This is a genomic window from Pseudomonas mendocina, from assembly GCF_003008615.1.
GTDB lineage: Bacteria > Pseudomonadota > Gammaproteobacteria > Pseudomonadales > Pseudomonadaceae > Aquipseudomonas > Aquipseudomonas mendocina_C.
Genome location: NZ_CP027657.1, coordinates 1,894,681 through 1,913,573 on the forward strand (window position 1 = coordinate 1,894,681; position 18,893 = coordinate 1,913,573).

The 18,893-nt window shown below is 62.7% G+C and carries 16 protein-coding genes; 5 read left to right on the forward strand and 11 right to left on the reverse strand.

Going from position 1 to position 18,893, the window contains the following annotated elements:
• Nucleotides 1-254: 254 nt before the first annotated feature.
• Nucleotides 255-2,264, forward strand: a complete 2,010-nt coding sequence (gene rep, locus C7A17_RS08755) for a DNA helicase Rep (RefSeq protein WP_106737670.1) — start codon at nucleotides 255-257, stop codon at nucleotides 2,262-2,264.
• A gap of 153 nt (nucleotides 2,265-2,417) precedes the next feature.
• Nucleotides 2,418-2,900 carry a UPF0158 family protein gene (locus tag C7A17_RS08760; RefSeq protein WP_106737671.1) on the forward strand — a complete coding sequence of 161 codons (483 nt, stop codon included), beginning with the start codon at nucleotides 2,418-2,420 and terminating at the stop codon, nucleotides 2,898-2,900.
• A 111-nt stretch (nucleotides 2,901-3,011) separates the two neighbouring features.
• Here C7A17_RS08760 and C7A17_RS08765 read toward each other — a convergent pair whose 3' ends face one another.
• Both C7A17_RS08765 and eutH read right to left on the reverse strand, forming a co-directional pair.
• A complete protein-coding gene (locus tag C7A17_RS08765) occupies nucleotides 3,012-3,368 on the reverse strand; it encodes a DUF1937 family protein (RefSeq protein WP_106737672.1) in 357 nt (118 codons plus the stop codon).
• A 49-nt stretch (nucleotides 3,369-3,417) separates the two neighbouring features.
• Nucleotides 3,418-4,650, reverse strand: a complete 1,233-nt coding sequence (gene eutH / locus C7A17_RS08770) for an ethanolamine utilization protein EutH (RefSeq protein ID WP_106742820.1) — start codon at nucleotides 4,648-4,650, stop codon at nucleotides 3,418-3,420.
• Nucleotides 4,651-5,061: 411 nt separating this feature from the next.
• Between eutH and C7A17_RS08775 the strand changes: the two genes are divergently transcribed.
• The gene (locus tag C7A17_RS08775) at nucleotides 5,062-5,868 is read left to right on the forward strand and encodes a DeoR/GlpR family DNA-binding transcription regulator (RefSeq protein ID WP_106737673.1); all 807 of its coding nucleotides are present in this window, start codon (nucleotides 5,062-5,064) and stop codon (nucleotides 5,866-5,868) included.
• Between the two features lie 8 nt (nucleotides 5,869-5,876).
• Here the strand turns inward: C7A17_RS08775 and C7A17_RS08780 are convergent, their stop codons facing one another.
• The 3 genes from C7A17_RS08780 to C7A17_RS08790 are packed head-to-tail and all read right to left on the reverse strand — an operon-like array spanning nucleotide 5,877 to nucleotide 9,960.
• A complete protein-coding gene (locus C7A17_RS08780) occupies nucleotides 5,877-7,292 on the reverse strand; it encodes a glycerol kinase (RefSeq protein ID WP_106737674.1) in 1,416 nt (471 codons plus the stop codon).
• A 27-nt stretch (nucleotides 7,293-7,319) separates the two neighbouring features.
• Complete coding sequence (locus tag C7A17_RS08785) at nucleotides 7,320-8,558, reverse strand: NAD(P)/FAD-dependent oxidoreductase (protein ID WP_106737675.1); 1,239 nt, start codon at nucleotides 8,556-8,558, stop codon at nucleotides 7,320-7,322.
• Nucleotides 8,545-9,960 carry an NAD(P)/FAD-dependent oxidoreductase gene (locus C7A17_RS08790; protein WP_106737676.1) on the reverse strand — a complete coding sequence of 472 codons (1,416 nt, stop codon included), beginning with the start codon at nucleotides 9,958-9,960 and terminating at the stop codon, nucleotides 8,545-8,547. Before C7A17_RS08790 ends, C7A17_RS08785 begins: the two co-directional genes overlap by 14 nt.
• A gap of 572 nt (nucleotides 9,961-10,532) precedes the next feature.
• Between C7A17_RS08790 and C7A17_RS08795 the strand changes: the two genes are divergently transcribed.
• Both C7A17_RS08795 and C7A17_RS08800 read left to right on the forward strand, forming a co-directional pair.
• Nucleotides 10,533-12,158 (forward strand): NADP-dependent glyceraldehyde-3-phosphate dehydrogenase, encoded by a 1,626-nt coding sequence (locus C7A17_RS08795; RefSeq protein WP_106737677.1) that lies wholly within the window; start codon nucleotides 10,533-10,535, stop codon nucleotides 12,156-12,158.
• 159 nt (nucleotides 12,159-12,317) lie between these two features.
• Nucleotides 12,318-12,890, forward strand: coding sequence for a xanthine phosphoribosyltransferase (locus C7A17_RS08800; protein WP_106737678.1), 573 nt, complete (start codon nucleotides 12,318-12,320; stop codon nucleotides 12,888-12,890).
• Here C7A17_RS08800 and C7A17_RS08805 read toward each other — a convergent pair.
• The 6 genes from C7A17_RS08805 to C7A17_RS08830 form a co-directional block, all read right to left on the reverse strand.
• Complete coding sequence (locus C7A17_RS08805) at nucleotides 12,887-15,022, reverse strand: acetyl-CoA hydrolase/transferase C-terminal domain-containing protein (protein ID WP_106737679.1); 2,136 nt, start codon at nucleotides 15,020-15,022, stop codon at nucleotides 12,887-12,889. The two genes, C7A17_RS08800 and C7A17_RS08805, sit on opposite strands and share 4 nt — an antisense overlap.
• A gap of 364 nt (nucleotides 15,023-15,386) precedes the next feature.
• Nucleotides 15,387-15,809 carry a c-type cytochrome gene (locus C7A17_RS08810; RefSeq protein WP_106737680.1) on the reverse strand — a complete coding sequence of 141 codons (423 nt, stop codon included), beginning with the start codon at nucleotides 15,807-15,809 and terminating at the stop codon, nucleotides 15,387-15,389.
• 138 nt (nucleotides 15,810-15,947) lie between these two features.
• Nucleotides 15,948-16,487 (reverse strand): sterol desaturase family protein, encoded by a 540-nt coding sequence (locus C7A17_RS08815; RefSeq protein ID WP_106737681.1) that lies wholly within the window; start codon nucleotides 16,485-16,487, stop codon nucleotides 15,948-15,950.
• Nucleotides 16,488-16,642: 155 nt separating this feature from the next.
• Nucleotides 16,643-17,191 carry a cupin domain-containing protein gene (locus C7A17_RS08820; RefSeq protein WP_106737682.1) on the reverse strand — a complete coding sequence of 183 codons (549 nt, stop codon included), beginning with the start codon at nucleotides 17,189-17,191 and terminating at the stop codon, nucleotides 16,643-16,645.
• A gap of 103 nt (nucleotides 17,192-17,294) precedes the next feature.
• Nucleotides 17,295-18,368 carry an alanine racemase gene (gene alr, locus C7A17_RS08825; protein WP_106737683.1) on the reverse strand — a complete coding sequence of 358 codons (1,074 nt, stop codon included), beginning with the start codon at nucleotides 18,366-18,368 and terminating at the stop codon, nucleotides 17,295-17,297.
• Nucleotides 18,369-18,532: 164 nt separating this feature from the next.
• A complete protein-coding gene (locus C7A17_RS08830; RefSeq protein WP_079784941.1) occupies nucleotides 18,533-18,880 on the reverse strand; it encodes a RidA family protein in 348 nt (115 codons plus the stop codon).
• Nucleotides 18,881-18,893 lie beyond the last annotated feature (13 nt).

Below are 18,893 nucleotides of genomic sequence, written 5' to 3' on the forward strand. Positions count from 1 at the left end.
CAAGAAGAATGGCGAATCGCATCGCCTGAACGCGTCGTAATCGACGTCTAATCAATCACATCCGGGTGAAAATAGATGCACATCCTGAGGTATTGCCAAAAAACCGGCAAGTGGAACCAGAGTACTGCATAGCTCCGCATAACCCAGCGCGCCAACATTCAATTCCGTGCGCCAGGCCACAGTTCCAGACGGTCGCGGCAGAAGTTGCCAGGCCTGCTAAAATGCGCGGCCTTTTTCCTGCGAACGATGATCCCATGTCCCGACTGAACCCCCGGCAACAAGAAGCCGTGAACTACGTCGGCGGCCCTCTTTTGGTGCTCGCCGGTGCAGGCTCCGGCAAGACCAGCGTGATCACCCGCAAGATCGCCCACCTGGTGCAGAACTGCGGCATCCGTGCCCAGCACATCGTCGCCATGACCTTTACCAACAAGGCCGCGCGCGAGATGAAGGAGCGCGTCGGCACCCTGCTCAAGGGCGCCGAAGCCCGCGGCCTGACGGTGTCGACCTTCCACAACCTGGGCATGAACATCATCCGCAAGGAATACGCACGCCTGGGCTACAAGCCCGGCTTCTCGATCTTCGATGACGGCGACATCAAGGCCCTGCTCACCGACATCATGCAGAAGGAGTATTCCGGCGATGACGGTGCCGACGAGATCAAGAACTACATCGACAGCTGGAAGAACGACCTGATCCTGCCCGACGAGGCACTGGCGGGTGCCCGCGGGCCCAAGGAGCAGACCGCCGCCATTGTCTACCTGCACTACCAGCGCACGCTCAAGGCGTACAACGCGGTGGACTTCAACGACCTGATTCTGCTGCCGGTGAAGCTGTTCCAGGAGCACGCCGACATCCTGGAAAAGTGGCAGAACCGCATCCGCTATCTGCTGGTCGACGAATACCAGGACACCAACGCCAGCCAGTACCTGCTGGTGAAGATGCTGGTGGGCATGCGCAACCAGTTCACCGTGGTTGGCGACGACGATCAGTCGATCTACGCCTGGCGCGGTGCGCGGCCGGAGAACCTCAACCTGCTCAAGGAAGACTACCCGTCGCTCAAGGTGGTGATGCTCGAGCAGAACTATCGCTCCACCAGCCGCATCCTCAAATGCGCCAACGTGCTGATCGCCAACAACCCCCACGTGTTCGAAAAGCAGCTATGGAGCGACATGGGCATGGGCGACGAGATCCGCGTGATCCGTACCCGCAACGAAGACGCCGAGTGCGAGCGCGTGGCCCTGGAAATCCTCACTGAACACCTGCGCACCCAGCGCCCGTACAGCGAGTTCGCCATCCTCTATCGCGGCAACTACCAGGCCAAGCTGATGGAGCTGAAACTGCAGCACCACCAGATTCCCTATCGCCTGTCAGGCGGCACCAGCTTCTTCGCTCGCCAGGAAGTGAAGGATCTGATGAGCTACTTCCGCCTGCTGGTCAACCCGGATGACGACAACGCCTTCCTGCGCGTGATCAACGTGCCGCGCCGCGAGATTGGCTCCACCACCCTGGAAAAACTCGGCAACTACGCCAACGAGCGCAAGATCAGCATGTACGCCGCCGCTGGCGAGATCGGCCTCGGCGAACACCTCGAGGCGCGCTTCACCGAGCGCCTGCAACGCTTCACCAGATGGATGGATCGCGTGCGCCAGGAATGCGCGCAGAACGACCCGATTGCCGCCATCCGCAGCATGGTGATGGACATCGACTACGAGAACTGGCTGCGCCAGAACGCCTCCAGCGACAAGGTGGCCGATGCCCGCATGGGCAACGTCTGGTTCCTCGTCGACGCACTGAAAAGTACCCTGGAGCGCGACGAAGACGGCGACATGACCATCGAGGACGCCATCGGCAAGCTGGTGCTGCGTGACATGCTCGAACGCCAGCAGGAAGAGGAAGAAGGCGCAGAAGGCGTGCAGATGATGACCATGCATGCCTCCAAGGGCCTGGAGTTTCCCTCGGTATACATCATCGGCTTCGAGGAGGAGATTCTCCCCCACCGTTCCAGCATCGAGGCCGATACCATCGAGGAGGAACGGCGCCTGGCCTACGTCGGCATCACCCGCGCCAAGCGCAACCTGGCGCTGACCTTCGCCGCCAAGCGCAAGCAATATGGCGAGGTGATCGACTGCTCGCCGAGCCGCTTCCTCGATGAACTGCCGCCGGAAGACCTGGTGTGGGAAGGACTGGAAGAGGCGCCCGTGGAGGTCAAGGCCGCACGCGGCAATGACGCCCTGGCCAATATGCGGGCGATGCTCAAGCGCTGAAGCCGAGTATTGCTGTCTGGTGGGCTAAAGCGGATCGCCGCCCGGCCCACCCTACCCGGCGATCCGCTTAAGCCCACCACTTCAATGCCATTGGCACCCTCGTCATATTTGCCAGTCAGAAGAAAACATCGTTCAGAAACAGGGACTGAAACCATGCGCACCTTCACGCTCGACCTCGACGCCCTGACTCAACTGATCAATGGCCGTGAACAGCAGGAGAACTGGCTGGATCTGGAAAGCGGCAGCGTTCTGACCCTGTCGCCGGACGATCAGTACAGCGACGAGCGCCAGCAGGTGGAGCTCGATCCGGATCGTTATACGCAGATACCCAACCTCGACGTGCCGCAGCGCGTGGCCATGCGCGAGTCCTTCCTGTTCACCCTCGACGACCTGCACGCCCATCCACTGCTCAGCGCCGCGCTGGTCAGCCGCAAACCACTGCGCTCGTTCGACTACGAGATCGAGGCTTTTCCAGCCATTCGCGAGCAATGGCAGGCCTACGAACTCAAGCAACTGCGCGAGTACGCACTCAACTGGCTCTATGAACTTGGCCTGGAACCCGCGCCGGACAGGATACCGCTGGATACCCGGGGCATTCCCAGGGATATCCTGCGCAGGCTCAACAAGAGCGCCTGAAGGCCGACGGCGAGCGCCGCGCGGCTGGGACAGCCTTCCAGACAGCGAGGCCGCTGCACTGGAAGAACACGGGAGACGAGCCGGGTTCGGGCGATGGAACCCGGATGCCACTCACTCGAACTGCGTGGCCACCTTCGACCACAGGCTTACCGGACGCCCCTTCTGTTCGAAGAAGGCGATCTCACGCTTGATGCCGGAGCTCAGATCCCAGCCGGGCAGATCCAGAATGATCAGTTCTTCCATGGCTTCCATGAACACGGCATCCACAGGGCCCCAGAGCTTACCGATAGCGGCGCTGTCCCTGTTCTCGAACGCCAGGTTGATCGGGTGAGACATGGACACCTGGCTGAACACGCAGTGGCCTGACTCGATGATGGTCGCCGCCACTACGTTGCATGCCAGGAAGCGTTCATAAACGACCTCCGCATCGGCATGACTGTAGGGACAGGCGAGAAAAATCTTACGCATGACGAACCTCTTTCTACGGGGGAGTCGGGGGCCGAAGCCCCCGGGTAAATCAGGCAGGGCTCAACTCGGAGCTGCCGACAGGCTCGGCTTTGCGCTCCTCAGCCTCATAGCGGTTGGCTGCCGGGACGGAGATCTTCACGGCGATGAAGACCGCCAGCAGGCCACCGAACAGCTTGGCCAGCAGGATCGGCATGATCAGCGAGGGCTGGAAGTTGGCGGTGAAGGCCAGGTGATCGCCGATGGTGGCCTGGGCGCAGACGCCCATGGCGACGCACAGCACCTTGTCGCGGGCATTCATGCTCTTGAACATGTGGTACACGGCGATGATGTTCGCCAGCACCATGACGAAGGCTGCGGCACCCGGCGCGGAAAGACCCAGCTGGCGGCCGAGCATTTCCATCGGACGACGGCAGTACTTGTTGAACAGGTAGCAGATCGGGAAGGTACCGGCGAGCATGATGCCAATGTAGCCGGCGATCTCGATGGCGCGGAACAGCTCCTTCTCGTCGGCGAACATCGGGTCGAAGCCCCAACCCACGGTCTTCGAGAAGAACCCGGTGAAATGCTCGACGATGGCGAAGGCCAGGATCATCTTGATGAAGGCGTCCATCAGCTTGCCGAAGATCAGGAAGCCGTTGACCATCATGGTCGCGCGGTAGCGCAGGCCAGCGGCGAGCAGGAAGCAGAAGACGAACAGCGGCGCCAGCAGTTTCAGCGCACCGACGAAGTCGAGGGTCAGCAGATGCGTGGCCTGCGAACTGGTCGAGACGATGTCGCGCACCGGCAGGTTGAACAGGGTGATCATCATCAGCGCCGCCAGCACCGCGAAGGGGATGCTGATCAGGCCGGCCATGGCCCCCAGGGCCAGGTACTTGTGATCCTTGCGCTCGAGCATCATCAACCCGACCGGGATCAGGTAAACGATGGTCGCACCGGAGGTGTAGCCGACGATCATCGCGGCGATCCACATATCACGGTTGGCCGTCAGCGCATCGGCCAACTGATAACCGCCCATGTCCACGGCGATGATGGACAGGGCCGCGATGGATACGTCCGAACCCATGGCCGCGAAGTACGGGCCGAGCACCAGCGAAATCAGTTTCGACAGATAGGGGATCGAAATCATGATCCCTGCCTGCGCGAGAAACACCGGGCCTATGGAATGGATGCCGTTGACGAACTCCTTCCCCAGTCCGCTCTGTGGTCGAACCACCGAAGCGAAGGCCCCCACCACTGCGCCAATCATTATCAGGTAGATAACGAAGTTTCCGAACTCAGCCATCACATTCACCCTAGTCTTCTTACTTGACGCCCAGACCGCCAACGCAAGGTTCTTTCTATATGGCGCCTCTCACGCAGAGGCGTGTCCTATCGTTCTCGTCGCTCTTGCGAGCCATCTCGACCAGCCCTGTGAGACAGCGGAATATCAACCACTATGCATGCCATTTTGAGGTTTAAATGTGGGAATGACCGTTGATAACCACCAAATCAGTCATCATTCCTGTGATTTCCGTCTATAATGCCCGCAACCACAGCGCTGGACGCCGAGGCGTGAAAGCACGAAACCCGCAACCGGCGTCCTTGCACACGCCAGCCCAGCGGCATTGTTCTCTTCTTTCGCCTCAAAGGTGTGCCGAGGTAACACACACTCGCCCCGTTATGTGGCGGTCAGGTAACAGCTTCAGGATGCGATATGCGCCCCAATGAACGACGGCAACACATTCTCGAACTGCTTCGCCAGCGCGAGAGGATCTCGGTGGATGAACTGGCCCGACTCCTGGGCACCTCGCAGGAAACCATTCGTCGCGACCTCGCCGAGCTGGCCGACAGTGGCCAGGTGACCAAGTACCACGGCGGCGCCTCCCTGCCCCCCAGCGGCGAGCATGAAAACGCCTTCCAGACACGGATGAACGAGTTCGCCAGCGAGAAGAAAGCCGTAGCCCGCTATGCCGCAGGACTTTACGCACCGGGCGACAGCATCCTGATCGACACGGGCACCACGACGCTGTTCTTCGCGCGCGAGCTGGCCCGCCTGAGCCGCATCACCGTGATCACCAACTCGCTGCAGATCGCCACCAGCATCGGCGCCAGCGGCAATCGCGTGTTCATGATCGGTGGTGAATACCGCCCCGAGTCCGCGCAGAACACCGGTGCACTAGCCCTGGAGCAGATCGCCCGGTTCAACGCCGAGCATGCGGTGGTCACCATCGGCGCCCTCAACCCGGATGGCGCCTTCGACTTCTCCATCGAAGAGGCCGAGATCACCCGTGCGATGATCGCCAGAACCCGCTACCTGACGGTCATCGCCGACTCGTCGAAGATGGGCCGTCGGGCGCTTTTCGAGGTCTTTCCGCTGAGCCGTATCGACCGACTGATCACTGATCGCAAGCCGCTGGGAGCATTGGCCGAGGCCCTGCAGGCTGCCCACGTCGAGGTGCACGAAGCGCCTGCACTGAACCGGATGGAGTCAGGCCCGCTGGGCGCGGGCCTGAAGCGCTGAGCGCTGCCTCAGCGCCAGCTACGGCAACGGGTCACCGCATCGGCGAACGTCTCACGCCACTGGCGGGCGACGCCGGCCTCGACTTTCGGCCGGAAGCTGGTGCTGGTGTTGCGCGGCGGCGCAAGATCGACGCCTACACCCCGAGCCGCCAACGCCGCACAACCGAAGGCCGTCAGTTCGTCGAAGCGCTGAGTCACGATGCAGCGTTGCAGGGCATCGGCGAGGAACTGGGCGAAGTAAGGGCTGCGCGCCAGGCCACCATCGATGGACAACTGGTCGGTGACGTTGAGAAAGCCGTCCATCGCCGAAATCACCTCGACACTGCGCAGTGCCACACCTTCCAGCAGCGCCTGGCACATGTCCTGCCGGCTGGTAGCGGCGTTCATGCCGACCCACAGCGCGGCCGCGCTACGATCCCAATGCGGACAGGCAAGGCCTGAAAGCGCCGGCACGAAGGCCAGTTGCCGACCGATGGCCGGCGCCTGGTCGAATGCCGCCAGCTCGGAAAAGTCGCTGAACAGCCCGAGCCGGCCCGCCCATTCGACGGCCGCGCTGGCGTCGTAAACGCCACCGTCCATGGCGTACTGCGGCTTGCCGTCGATCTGCCAGGCGATGGTCGCCAGCAGGCCCTTCTCGGGTGCACGGATGATCTCCTCGCCGGTCAGCGTCAGCGCGAAGGCACCAGTGCCGAAGGTGATCTTCGCATCGCCAGGGTTGCGGCAGCCGTGGCCGTAGAGCGAGGCCTGCTGATCGACCAGCGAGGCGGTCACCGGCGTGGCCCCGACCTCGCCGAAATGCCCCACGGTATCGCGGATCTCCGGCAAGGCTTCGAGCGGCACGCCGAACAGCGCGCACAACTCGGGATCCCACTGAGCGGTGGCCAGGTTCATCAGCGAGGTACGCGAGGCAGTGGTGACGTCCGTGGCGAAGACCCCGGTCAGGCGATCCAGGAAATACGCATCGGTGGTGCCCAGGCGCAGCCGACCTTCACGCTGGGCCTGCTTTGCAGCGGGCAGGTTGCGCAGAATCCAGGCCAGCTTGGATGCAGAGAAATAGGGGTCGAGCGGCAGCCCGGCGCGCTCCAGGGTCAGGGCCTCGCCACCCTCCGCGCGCAGGCGGTTGATCTCGTCGGCGGTGCGGTTGTCCTGCCAGACGATGACCGGTGACAACGGCTCGCCAGTGCGGGCATCCCACGCCAGGCAGCTTTCCCCCTGGTTGGCCAGGCCGATGGCATCCACGCGACCGGTTGCCTCGAGGCAGCGCTGCAGGTTGTTCAACAGCTCCAGCGGATCATGCTCGACCCAGCCCGGGTGAGGATGGTGCTGCTGATGGCGCAGGGCGAGCTGAATGTCGGCGCTGCCGTTGGGTGAAACCACCAGCACGCGGGTGCTGGTGGTTCCCTGGTCTAGAGCTGCGATACGCAAGGTTTTAACTCCCCTCGGCAGAGGCTGTTAACGGCGGATGAAGTCGACTTCGAGTTGCCGGGTTCCCTCGGGAATCCCCAGCTCGGCAATGGGCACCAGCATGCGCCGCTCGGGCAGGCAGGATCGCGGTTTTGACCAGATGTCCCGGCCATCGGCCCGCACCACCAGTTGCCCCGAGGTGGCCGTGCTGACCCGCAGTTGCAGGTGCCTGAGCCCCGCGATGGCCCCCGGCACCAGCACCTGGGGCACGCAGAGTTTCAGGGCGCTGCCGCAGCGGACGTCGACGCCATCTTCGACGGGCGGCAGCTCGCCATGCAGATCCCGCACGATGAGCCCCGCGATACGCCGCCCTTCGCGGAACGACCAGCCTGCCGTCTCGATCGGGCGCAGCAGATTACCGGCCGCAAAATAGGCGGGATCCGAGCAACGCCCGAACTGGTCGATCACTGGCCCACCGCTCCTGTTGTCGATACGCAGGTCGCTCATGCGCGCCAGGCTCGACTCGGGCGTGAACTCGCCGGTCAACAGCACGCCATCGCACTCGAACTCGCGCACCTCGCCACTGGCCAGCCTGACACTGGCCGACTCGACCCGGCCGAGACCGTTGATCTGCACCAGCTCGGCGCCATAGTGCATCGGCACGCCACACAACCGCGGGAACAGCGACAAGGGCCAGCGCGCAGTCGCCCGCGCGTTGCGCTCGATCATCGCCACTGGCTTGATACCGGCCCGACGGCAACTGAGTACGGCTGACAGGCTGACCAGCTCGGTGCCGACGATCAGCGGACGCTCGAAGGGTTTCAGGTGCTGCAGATACAGATAGGACTGCAACGCGCCGGTGTTGATCACGCCGACCGGCCGATCCCCGCCCAGTAGACGTGCGGAGCGCGGCGCCTCGCGTGCCCCGGTCGCCAGCAGCACGCGCCGGGCCTGGATACGGAATGCGCCTTCCGCAGACACGCCCTCGATGCATCCGCCAGCAGCCAGTCGGGTGGCGCTGTGCCCGAGCAGGATGCGCACACCGGCCTTTTCCGCCTCTTCGACGTTGCGCTGCGCGTAGTCCGGCCCGCTGTAGATTCGGCCGTATTCGCGGAAACCGAACGGCGGATGCCCGCAGTGACGGGGAATGCCACCGGCGGCCGCTTCGCGCTCGATCACCACCACATCGTCGATACCCTGGCGCCGCAGCTCCACGGCGGCGGCCAGGCCCGCCGGACCACCACCGATGATCGCGACATCGACGTTATGCATATCAGTGGTTTTCATGGCAAACACCTGTTGCGAGTGGAACGGCCAGGCGGCCGGCGCTGAGTTCGGCGACCTGCGCCCCACAATAGAAACCCTGGCAGCGCCCCATGCAGGCCCGCGTACGGCGCTTGAGCCCGCCAAGGTCGCCAGGCGGCAACAGCCCTTGCAGAGCATTCTCGATCTCGCGGCGGGTCACCATCTCGCAGTGGCAGACGATCTCGCCATAGCCGGGCCGCTGGTAATCACGCGGCTGATGCTCGGCCAGGTTCGGCATGCTCGGCCACTTCAGGGTCTGCTCGTCGAGCGCCTCATGGCGGCGCTGGTAAAGCCGGAATACATGCTGGGCGATGCCCAGTGCAGCCGTCAGACCGGTGGAGCGAATGCCGCCGACGCTGATCCAGTTGCGCCCCGGCACCGGGTGAATGCGGTAATGCTTCTTGTCGCTGGCCGGGCGCAGCCCCGCATAGGTCGCCGTGACCGGCATGCCGGCCAACCCCGGCACCCGCTCGACTGCAGCCTCGACCAGTTGCGCCAGCGTCTCGGACTCCAGACCGGCATGCAGGCGATCGTCCTGTTCCTCGGCGGTCGGACCGACCAGCAGGTTGCCGAAGATCGTCCGGGTCAGCACGATCCCCTTGGTGCGCTCGTTCGGCACCGGCAGAACGATGGCGTTGAGCAGCTTCGCCGAGGCCTTGTCGAAAACGACGAACTGCCCCTTACGCGGGTGAATGCTGAAGGACGCCTCACCCAACAGACGCTGCTCCAGCTGGTCGCCGAACAACCCGGCGCAGTTGATCACCGTCGTAGCCGTGACATAGCCGGTGGAGGTTTCCAGTACCCAGTGGCCACCATCGAAGAAGCCGCCCAGCACTTCCGTGCCGAAGCGCGCCTGGGCGCCGGCCAGCATGGCCTGGAGCAGATAACCCAGCGGCGCGGACCAGGGGTCGATGAGAAACTCGCCCGGCACGTCGACGCCGCCCAAGGCACGCGTCGACAGGTGCGGTTCACGCCGGCGAATGGTCTCGGCATCGATGAAACGCACATTGCTCACGTCATTGGCATGCGCCTGCTGCACGATACCGTCCAGCTTGCTCATGTCCTCGTCAGTCCAGGCCACGACCATCGCGCCGGTGCGCAGCACCGGCAGGTTCATCCGCTGATGGATGTCGAGGTATTCGCGGTAACCGGCCTGCATGCATTCCAGCTCGACACTGCCCGAGGGCGCATCGAAACCCGTGTGGAGAATCGCACTGTTGCCCTTGCTGGCCCCGGACAGGATGTCCTCACCTTTCTCGAGCAACAGCACCCTGGCACCCTCCAGCGTGAAGCGGCGGGCCATCGCACAGCCGACGACACCGCCACCGATGACGACGACATCATAGGCGCTGTCCGGCTTGGGCTTGGGATTCAGATCATTCATTGCATTGCCTGTTTGACTTCGGCCATCTCGACCGTGATGACGGATAGCCAGTGCAGTGCACATGCCATCGAGCATAATTTTGTGGATATGTGGTTTTATCCGGTCAATAACAGTCGGTGACTGCCCATGCGACAAGTCAGGCGCCAGACTGCAACAGGGCCGACGGGTCGCCAGTCCCCTCGTATCTCCTGAGCGCAGCGCACTGCCAGGGGCGAGTCGAGGCTTTTCAGGAGAGCTGTTTTCATTCAGGCACGTTATCGGAACTGTCACCGTTCCGGGGGTTCCGCTGTGCAGCCTACGCCTGATACAGCGCTACACACTGGTGCATTCATTGCTACATTTCGACTCACAAAGATCAATTCATTCAGACACCTAGCGAAAAACACCGACGTCTTCATGGATGATCCTGTGTAATTCAAAAACGACTTCCACACATTTCAGCACGCTCGATATCGCCAGGTTTCATTGACAAAACTGCGTGAATTCCACAAACAGAACACAGATACCAACAAATAAATAAACGCTGGCATGCCGGGTGCGTAGTTGCCACTGATCATCACGAGGTAAGAGACATGACCGCTACCTGCTCGCTCGCCCAGCTTTTTCCCTCCCTTGACGACATCCCCGAGCAGTACCGCCTGGGCGAACCGATCGTACAACGCGAATACCTGATCGACGGCACCCTGCAGCATTGGTCTGGGCCACTGGCCAGCGTGCGCAGCCCGATCCACCTGCGAACCGAGGCAGGCGAGGAGCAGGTCATCCTCGGCAGCACACCTCTGCTCGACGCGCAAACCTCACTGGCGGCACTGGAGTCGGCCGTGCGCGCCTACGACAGCGGCCAGGGCGCCTGGCCAACCATGCGCGTGGCCGAGCGTATCCAGCACGTGGAAACCTTCCTCAGGCGCATGCGCGAGCAGCGCGATGCCGTGGTCAAGCTGCTGATGTGGGAAATCGGCAAGAACCTCAAGGACTCGGAAAAGGAGTTCGACCGCACCTGCGACTACATCCTCGACACCATCGAAGCGCTCAAGGCGCTGGATCGTCGCTCCAGCCGCTTCGAACTGGAGCAGGGCACGCTCGGGCAGATCCGCCGGGTGCCGCTGGGCGTGGCACTGTGCATGGGGCCCTACAACTACCCGCTCAACGAAACCTTCACCACGCTGATTCCGGCACTGATCATGGGCAACACCGTGGTCTTCAAGCCCGCCAAGTTCGGCGTACTGCTGATCCGCCCCCTGCTCGAAGCCTTTCGCGACAGCTTCCCCGCCGGCGTCATCAACGTCATCTACGGCAGCGGGCGCGAGACCGTCAGCGCCCTGATGGCCAGCGGCAAGGTCGACGTCTTCGCCTTCATCGGCACCAACAAGGGGGCCAGCGCACTGAAGAAGCTGCACCCCAAACCGCACCGCCTGCGCGCGGCCCTGGGCCTGGATGCGAAGAATCCCGGCATCGTGCTACCCGAGGTGAATCTGGACAACGCGGTCAACGAGGCCATCACCGGCGCCCTGTCGTTCAACGGCCAGCGCTGCACCGCGCTGAAGATCCTGTTCGTCCATGAAGCGGTGGTGGATGCCTTCCTGGAACGCTTCAACAGCAAGCTGGCGAGCCTCAAACCGGGCATGCCCTGGGAGCCCGGCGTGGCCCTGACGCCGCTGCCCGAGCCGGGCAAGACCGACTACCTCAGTGACCTGGTAGCCGATGCCGTGGCCCACGGCGCCAGCATCACCAACGCAGGGGGCGGTGACGTCCGTGGCTCGTTCTTCTACCCAGCGGTGCTGTATCCGGTGACGCCGCAGATGCGTGTGTACCAGGAAGAGCAGTTCGGCCCGGTCGTCCCCATCGTCCCCTACCGCGACCTGAAGACCGTGATCGACTACGTCCTGCAATCGGACTTCGGCCAGCAACTGAGCATCTTCGGTAACGACTCGGCAACCGTGGGCAGGCTGGTGGACGCCTTCGCCAACCAGGTCGGACGCATCAACATCAATGCCCAGTGCCAACGCGGCCCGGACACCTACCCGTTCAACGGACGCAAGGACTCCGCCGAAGGCACCCTGTCGGTGCACGATGCCTTGCGCGTCTTCTCCATCCGCACGCTCGTGGCCACCCGTTTCGACGAGGACAACAAGGCGCTGATCAGCGAGATCATCCGCAATCGGGAGTCCAGTTTCCTGACTACGGACTATATCTTCTGAAAATTTGCCGACCCGGTCAGTTATTCATGTACGGCTGATGCCCCGTGCACCACTGGCGACGGTCGCTACGACCGTCGGACAGTCTGTGCTTGCACTACACAATGCAGGGCATTTTGAGCGAAAATCCGCAGCTTTTCTGCTCAAACCAGAGGATCGACCGTGGAGTCGTTGAAACAGAAGATTCGCAGCGAAGGCATCGTGCTGTCCGAGCATGTACTCAAGGTGGATGCCTTTCTCAACCACCAGATCGATCCGCGCCTGATGCAGGAGATCGGCCACGAGTTCGCCCAACGTTTCGCCGGCCAGGGCATCACCAAGATCGTCACCATCGAAGCCTCGGGCATCGCCCCGGCGGTGATGGCCGGCCTGGAGCTGGGTATCCCGGTGATCTTCGCACGCAAGTTCCAGTCGCTGACGCTCAAGGACGACCTGCTGATCTCCAAGGTGTTCTCCTTCACCAAGCAGACCGAAAGCACCATCGCCATCTCCGCACGTCACCTGACCGCAGCCGACAAGGTGCTGGTGATCGATGACTTCCTCGCCAACGGTCACGCCGCCAAGGCGCTGATCGACCTGATCCAGCAGGCCGGTGCACAAGTCGCAGGTATCGGTATCGTCATCGAGAAATCCTTCCAGGACGGTCGCAACCTGCTGGAAAACGAAGGCTACCGCGTCGAATCGCTGGCCCGTGTCGCAGCGCTGGAAAATGGTCAGGTGCGCTTCCTCGATTAAGACACGCTGGTAGCCTGCAGGCCACCTAGCAGCAGGCGCTGATACAGCGCCTCACGCACACCGTCCGGCGCTTCCAGGCTCATGCGGCGCAGGTGCTCGGGGTAGGCGGCCGGCTCAGGCGCATCGAGCGTGGCCTTGCCCAGCTCCAGCACCTCGGTCAGGCGCAGCTTGCTCTTGAGCCAGCTCAGCGCCCGCAGCAGATCCTGCTCCACGGCACTGAAGTCACTGCCCAGCGGGTATTCGGCAAACAGCGTCGGATATTCGTCGCGCAGCCGCTGCAGACGCTCCGGCAGATTGTTCGTGAAGCGCTCCTCCAGACGAAAATCCTCAGGCAGCTTGCCGGCCTGCTGCGCCTGCTCGATCAGCCCGGGCTGAAAGCGCGAATCGCTGATATTGAGCAGCGCCTCGATCACCTGGGCGTCGGTCTTGCCGCGCAGATCGGCGATGCCGTACTCGGTCACCACGATGTCGCGCAGATGCCGGGGAATGGTGGTGTGGCCATATTCCCAGACGATGTTCGAACTGACCTCGCCGCCGGACTCGCGCCAACTGCGCAGCAGCAGGATCGAGCGGGCATCCTCCAGCGCATGGGCCTGGGCCACGAAGTTGTATTGCCCTCCCACCCCGCTGAGCACGCGACCGTCTTCCAGCTGATCGGCGACACCCGCGCCGAGCAGGGTCATGGTGAACACCGTGTTGATGAAGCGCGCATCGCGACGCTGCAGACGCTTGAGTTCCTCCTGACCATGCAGCTCGTTGATATAGCGGATACCAGTCATGGCGAAGCGCTGGCGCTCGGCCTCATCCAGCTCGCGCAAACGTCGGTAGAAGCTTTCCGGGCCGAGGAAGAAGCCACCATGCAGCACGACACCGCCTCTGGCTCGGCCAAGGCAGGATTGCAGGCGAGCCTGCGTCTGTGGATCGCTCAGATCCGCCACGATACGGCCGCCGTCAGGCAGATGCAGCTCACCCTCCTCCAGCCGTATATCGCCTGATAGCAAGCCGCTGTCGCATAGCCAGGCCAGATCACCTGGCTGCAACATCGTCGGCAGCCCGGCATCGACCAACGCCTGGACGCTCTGCAGGCGCCCCTGCTGATCCAGCGCCCCCGCCAATGTCAGGCGTTGCAACCGTGTATCCGCGTACACCTGACGCCGCAACAGGCCTGCCTCGGCCAGGGCCAGCAGACCATTGACGAACATCTCGCTGCAGCCATACAGGCCCTGCTCGAGAGGTGCGAGGCCACCGCTGGCAGCGATCTCGTCCGCCCAGGTTTCGCCTGCTTGCAGCGCCTGCATCAGCTCACGGTAACGAGTGTTATCGCTTTGCCTGGCCATCAACGCCGCAGCCAGGGCATCGCCCATGGAGCCAATGCCGATCTGCAAGGTGCCACCGTCGCGCACCAGGGCACTGGCGAACAAGCCAATGCAGTGATCCTGCAGGGTTACCGGCATATTTGGAGTGGAAAACAGCGTGGTGCGCTCATCCTCGACGATATGAATATCGAAGGTGTCGCGCGGCACCTGGGCATCGCCCGCCATGTAAGGCAGGTCGCCGTGTATCTGGGCCACGCTGAGCACGGTCTCGCCAGCTTCACGACGCTTGTTCAGCAGCGGCAACAGGTCGAGCGTCACGTCGGGGTTGCAGCTCAGGCTGAAGTGCTCGGGTTGTGCGGAATCGGCGGCGACCAGTTGGGCGACCAGGTTCAGGCCCTTGGCATTGAGGTCGCGGGCAACATGGCTGTAGTTGCTGCTGATGTAGTCCTGCTGCGCCGGCTCGCATTCGAGCAGGCTTCCAGGCTGGAAGAAAAACTGCTCGACCCGCACGTTGGCCGGCAGATCACCACTATGCAGATCGGCGAGAAACGCCAGCTCGGGATAATCACCATAAACGCGGTCGACGAAAGGTTCGAGAAAGCGCCGTTGCAGATCCTGGCCGGCACGCGGGCGCGCCAGGCACAGCGCGGTGTAGATGGTCAGTTGCCGCTCGGGCATGTCGCGCACCCGCGCGTACAGCGCGTTGACCCAGCGATTGGGCTTGCCCAGGCCGAGCGGCAGGCCCAGATGAATCGGCCCGTCGATCTCGCTCAATACGCGGTCTACAGCTTGTTCGAGGGTACAGGTGTGCGGCATCTGACGCTCCTCGCGACATCCATGACGAATGCTGCTTGGACTGCATGGCCGCCGGCATGGTTGCATGCCATCGCCTTAAGAACCTGCTCACGATCTGCTGCGCGTCGGCCCTACTGCGTTAAAAACAGGCTGGCGCGCCAGCCCGGTCGGAAGCCGCTTGTGGCTAACGCACTTTAGTGCGCCCCCCGAAGGGGCGAGCGAAGCGAGTACTGCTCATTTACAGCTCGTAAAGTCGAGCGCGACTCCGGCCGCTCCTCGCCTGTTTTTGCGGGGCCGCCATCGGTGGCTCTAGCTCGCGAGCTCGTGAGCAGGCTCTAAACGAAAAAACCGCCCAGAGGGCGGTTTTTCATGGAAGAGGCGAGTCTTACAGACCGGACATCTTCTTGATCGCTTCGCGCAGTTCGTCTTCCGAGCAGTCCGCGCAGGTGCCTTTCGGCGGCATGGCGTTGATACCGGAGATGGCGGCGGCGAGGATGCCGTCGAGACCGCCCTGGTGATCGGCGCGATCTTTCCAGGCAGCGGTGTCACCGATCTTCGGTGCGCCCAGGACGCCAGAGCCATGGCAGGCATTGCAATGCTTGGCGATGATGTCGTCAGCGGAGCGGGCACCGCCACCGGCGGAAGCCGCAACGGTTTCGACGCCTTTGCACTCTTCGCCCATGATGCACACCTCGCCGACTGGCTTGAGGCGCTCGGCGATTGCGTCATCGGTCGTGGCCTGAGCAGTCACTGCCCACAGGGCCAATACGGCAGCCGGTACTGCCAGCATTTTCTTCATCAGATTCACGGTAAACCCTCTTCGTGGCTAGTCACGCTCGCGGCCACGGTTTCGCGAGCGGGCGACAGTATAACGGCAAGCAGCCCCGGCCGAAACAACCCATATTGTCGCAGGGATATTGACACCAACGATAGCAGCACAGCCCGCTCAGCTCTCCACGCTTTGCGTGAGCGCGTCGTTTCGCACCCGTACGTAGGTTCCGAAAACATGATCCCAGAGCGGGGAGGAAACGCCGAAATTCTTTTCCACACCGCGCTGATGATGCAGGTCGTGGTTCATCACCAAGCCGGGCATGAGCCGATAGAGAGGGTGTTCGGGGCGGTGCATGACGTAATGCAGCGAGATGTAGGCCAGATAGCCAAGCATCACCCCGGCGATCAGGGAGGCCAGCCCCAGAGCCTGGAACAGGGCGAGCAGCACGATGAAGGTCGCTGTGGTCTTGCAGCTGGATATGCCGATCAGGGCCAGGACGTCGAGATGATGCGTCCAGTGCTCACGTCGGTACAACGCATGGAACAGGAAGCGGTGCATGGCATATTCGACGAAGCTCCAGATCAACACCCCGGCCGCGATCTGCCAGAACAGCACCGGCCCCCATAGCAAAGCGGCCACGACCAGCAGCGGGACGGTAAAAAAATCCAGGTAATAGGCGAACGACGACATCAACCACTTGTTGCTGGCTGCCATGCTGCAGGCTCCTTGCCATGCCGGATCGAAACCGGGCTAGTCCATTGAGAAAGCGCGCCAGTCTAGCGTTCGGCCAGCAGCCTGACGCTCGACGAGTTGGCGAATCGGCACACGCCGACGAGCGCCCCTTCACCAGGAAGGAGCGCCCATCCGGATCAGAAATTCGCCGGAGTGGTGGCGCTGATCAGGCGCGCCGGAACGTCGAAGGGATTGCGAAAGCGATGCGGCTTGCTGCTCTCGAAGTAGTAGCTGTCGCCCGGCTCGAGGACGAACACCTCGTTGCCAACGGTCAGCTCCAGCCGGCCTTCGACCAGCATGCCGGCCTCTTCGCCTTCGTGGGCGTACATCTCGTCACCGGTGTCGGTGCCGGCCGGGTAGGTCTCGTCGAGAAAGGAGATGGCACGACTCGGATGGGCCTTGCCGATCAGCTTCATGGTGATGGCGCCACTGCAGATATCAGTCAGCTCGGATGCCCGGTAAACCACCTGAACCTGGTTCTCCTGCTCCATGTCCAGCGAGAAGAATTCCACCAGCGACATGGGAATGCCGCCGAGCACCTTTTTCAGTGAACTGATCGAGGGGCTGACGCTGTTTTTCTCGATCATGGAAATGGTGCTGTTGGTCACGCCCGCCCGCTTGGCGAGTTCACGCTGGGATAGGCCTTTGAGCTTACGAATCGATTGCAGTCGAACGCCGACGTCCAATGCTGGAATCCCCCTTGGGATATGAGACGGAAAAGTGTCCGTATCATGGCATAGCGTTCGGAATTTACAACACTCCCGTTCACCCTTCGCCTACACCGCAGGTCTAAGTCCCGAGATAGAGCAGCGGCACGCGGCGTAGGTTGCAAAAAATCTGATAGGGAATGCTGCCAGCTGCCGCGGCTACGTCGCTGGCCAGCACCTGCTTGCCCCACAGCTCGACGCGACTGCCAAGGCCGGCCTGCGGCAGGTCGGTCAGATCGACGGTAAGCATGTCCATCGATACCCGGCCAATCAGGCGGGTCGGCCGGCCGTCCACCACCACCGGCGTACCGGTCGGCGCGTGGCGCGGATAACCGTCGGCATAGCCCATGGCGACCACACCGACGCGGGTCGGCCGCTCGGACACGAAACGTGCGCCATACCCCACCGGCTCACCGGCCGGCAGCTCGCGCACGCTGATGATCTTCGACTCCAGGGTCATCACCGGCTGCAGGCGCGCGGCCTGCGCCTGTGCCTGCTCGAATGGCGTAGCGCCGTAGAGCATGATCCCGGGGCGTACCCAGTCACTCGGCACCTGCGGCCAGCCGAGCACGGCCGGCGAATTGCGCAAACTGACCTCGGCGCTCAGACCTTCACGCGCCTTCTGGAATACTGCCAGTTGCTCACTGGTGCGTTCGCACTCGGGCTCGTCAGCGCGGGCGAAGTGGCTCATCAGCACGATCTTGCTGACCTTGCCGCTGGCCAGCAGACGCCGATAGGCCGCCTGGTAGTCCGCCGGGTGCAGGCCGACACGGTGCATGCCGCTGTCGAGCTTGAGCCAGACGGTCAGCGGCTTGCTCAACTGCGCCTGCTCGATAGCCTCGATCTGCCACTGCGAGTGGACGACGCACCACAGGTCATGCTGATCGATCAGCGCCAGTTCGTCGGCCTCGAAGAAGCCCTCGAGCAACAGGATCGGCGCACGAATGCCGGCCTCGCGCAGCACCAGCGCCTCTTCGATGCAGGCCACGGCAAAGCCGTCGGCCTCAGCTTCGAGTGCCTGCGCGCAGCGCACCGAGCCATGCCCATAGGCATCGGCCTTGACCACGGCGAGCGCGCGGGCACCGCTCAGTTCGCGGGCTAGACGGTAGTTATGACGCAGAGCATCGAGGTCGATCAGGGCACGGGCGGGACGCATGGTTCGTTATCTCTCAATCATTCACTGAGGCGACAGTTTTTTCGTTGGCAGTTCCCGGATTGCATCCGGGCTACATGCAGGCACGTCGTCATTCAAAAAAAACCCGGCGGGGGAGCCGGGTGAAAAGCCAACACAAAAAGATCTGCGTGCAGACGATGGCCGCCTCAGACGGCAGCCACCACGCACATTTCCACCAGCACTTCGGGCTTGTACATCTTCGCCTCGACGCAGGCGCGGGCCGGCGCGTTGCCGTCGGCGACCCAGGCGTCGTACTCGGCGTTGAGGCCGTCATAGTCCGCCATGTCCTTGAGGAAGATGGTCAGCGACAGGATCTTGCTCTTGTCGCTGCCACCCTCGGCCAGCATCTTGTCGATGTTGGCCAGGGTCTGGCGGGTCTGCTCGCGGATGTCACCGTCGAAGTCGTCGGCCAGCTGGCCGGCGAGGTAAATCGTGCCGTTGTGGATCACCACTTCGCTGTAGCGTTTGGCCACATGCAGGCGCTGGATCGACATAGGGGTAAAGCTC

Excerpts from the sequence above, each read along its gene's own strand:
- rep (WP_106737670.1), top strand. The coding sequence starts at position 255 with ATGTCCCGACTGAACCCCCGGCAACAAGAAGCCGTGAACTACGTCGGC.
- C7A17_RS08760 (WP_106737671.1), top strand. The coding sequence starts at position 2,418 with ATGCGCACCTTCACGCTCGACCTCGACGCCCTGACTCAACTGATCAAT.
- C7A17_RS08765 (WP_106737672.1), bottom strand. The coding sequence starts at position 3,368 with ATGCGTAAGATTTTTCTCGCCTGTCCCTACAGTCATGCCGATGCGGAG.
- eutH (WP_106742820.1), bottom strand. The coding sequence starts at position 4,650 with ATGGCTGAGTTCGGAAACTTCGTTATCTACCTGATAATGATTGGCGCA.
- C7A17_RS08775 (WP_106737673.1), top strand. The coding sequence starts at position 5,062 with ATGCGCCCCAATGAACGACGGCAACACATTCTCGAACTGCTTCGCCAG.
- C7A17_RS08785 (WP_106737675.1), bottom strand. The coding sequence starts at position 8,558 with ATGAAAACCACTGATATGCATAACGTCGATGTCGCGATCATCGGTGGT.
- C7A17_RS08790 (WP_106737676.1), bottom strand. The coding sequence starts at position 9,960 with ATGAATGATCTGAATCCCAAGCCCAAGCCGGACAGCGCCTATGATGTC.
- C7A17_RS08795 (WP_106737677.1), top strand. The coding sequence starts at position 10,533 with ATGACCGCTACCTGCTCGCTCGCCCAGCTTTTTCCCTCCCTTGACGAC.
- C7A17_RS08805 (WP_106737679.1), bottom strand. The coding sequence starts at position 15,022 with ATGCCGCACACCTGTACCCTCGAACAAGCTGTAGACCGCGTATTGAGC.
- C7A17_RS08815 (WP_106737681.1), bottom strand. The coding sequence starts at position 16,487 with ATGGCAGCCAGCAACAAGTGGTTGATGTCGTCGTTCGCCTATTACCTG.
- alr (WP_106737683.1), bottom strand. The coding sequence starts at position 18,368 with ATGCGTCCCGCCCGTGCCCTGATCGACCTCGATGCTCTGCGTCATAAC.
- C7A17_RS08830 (WP_079784941.1), bottom strand. The coding sequence starts at position 18,880 with ATGTCGATCCAGCGCCTGCATGTGGCCAAACGCTACAGCGAAGTGGTG.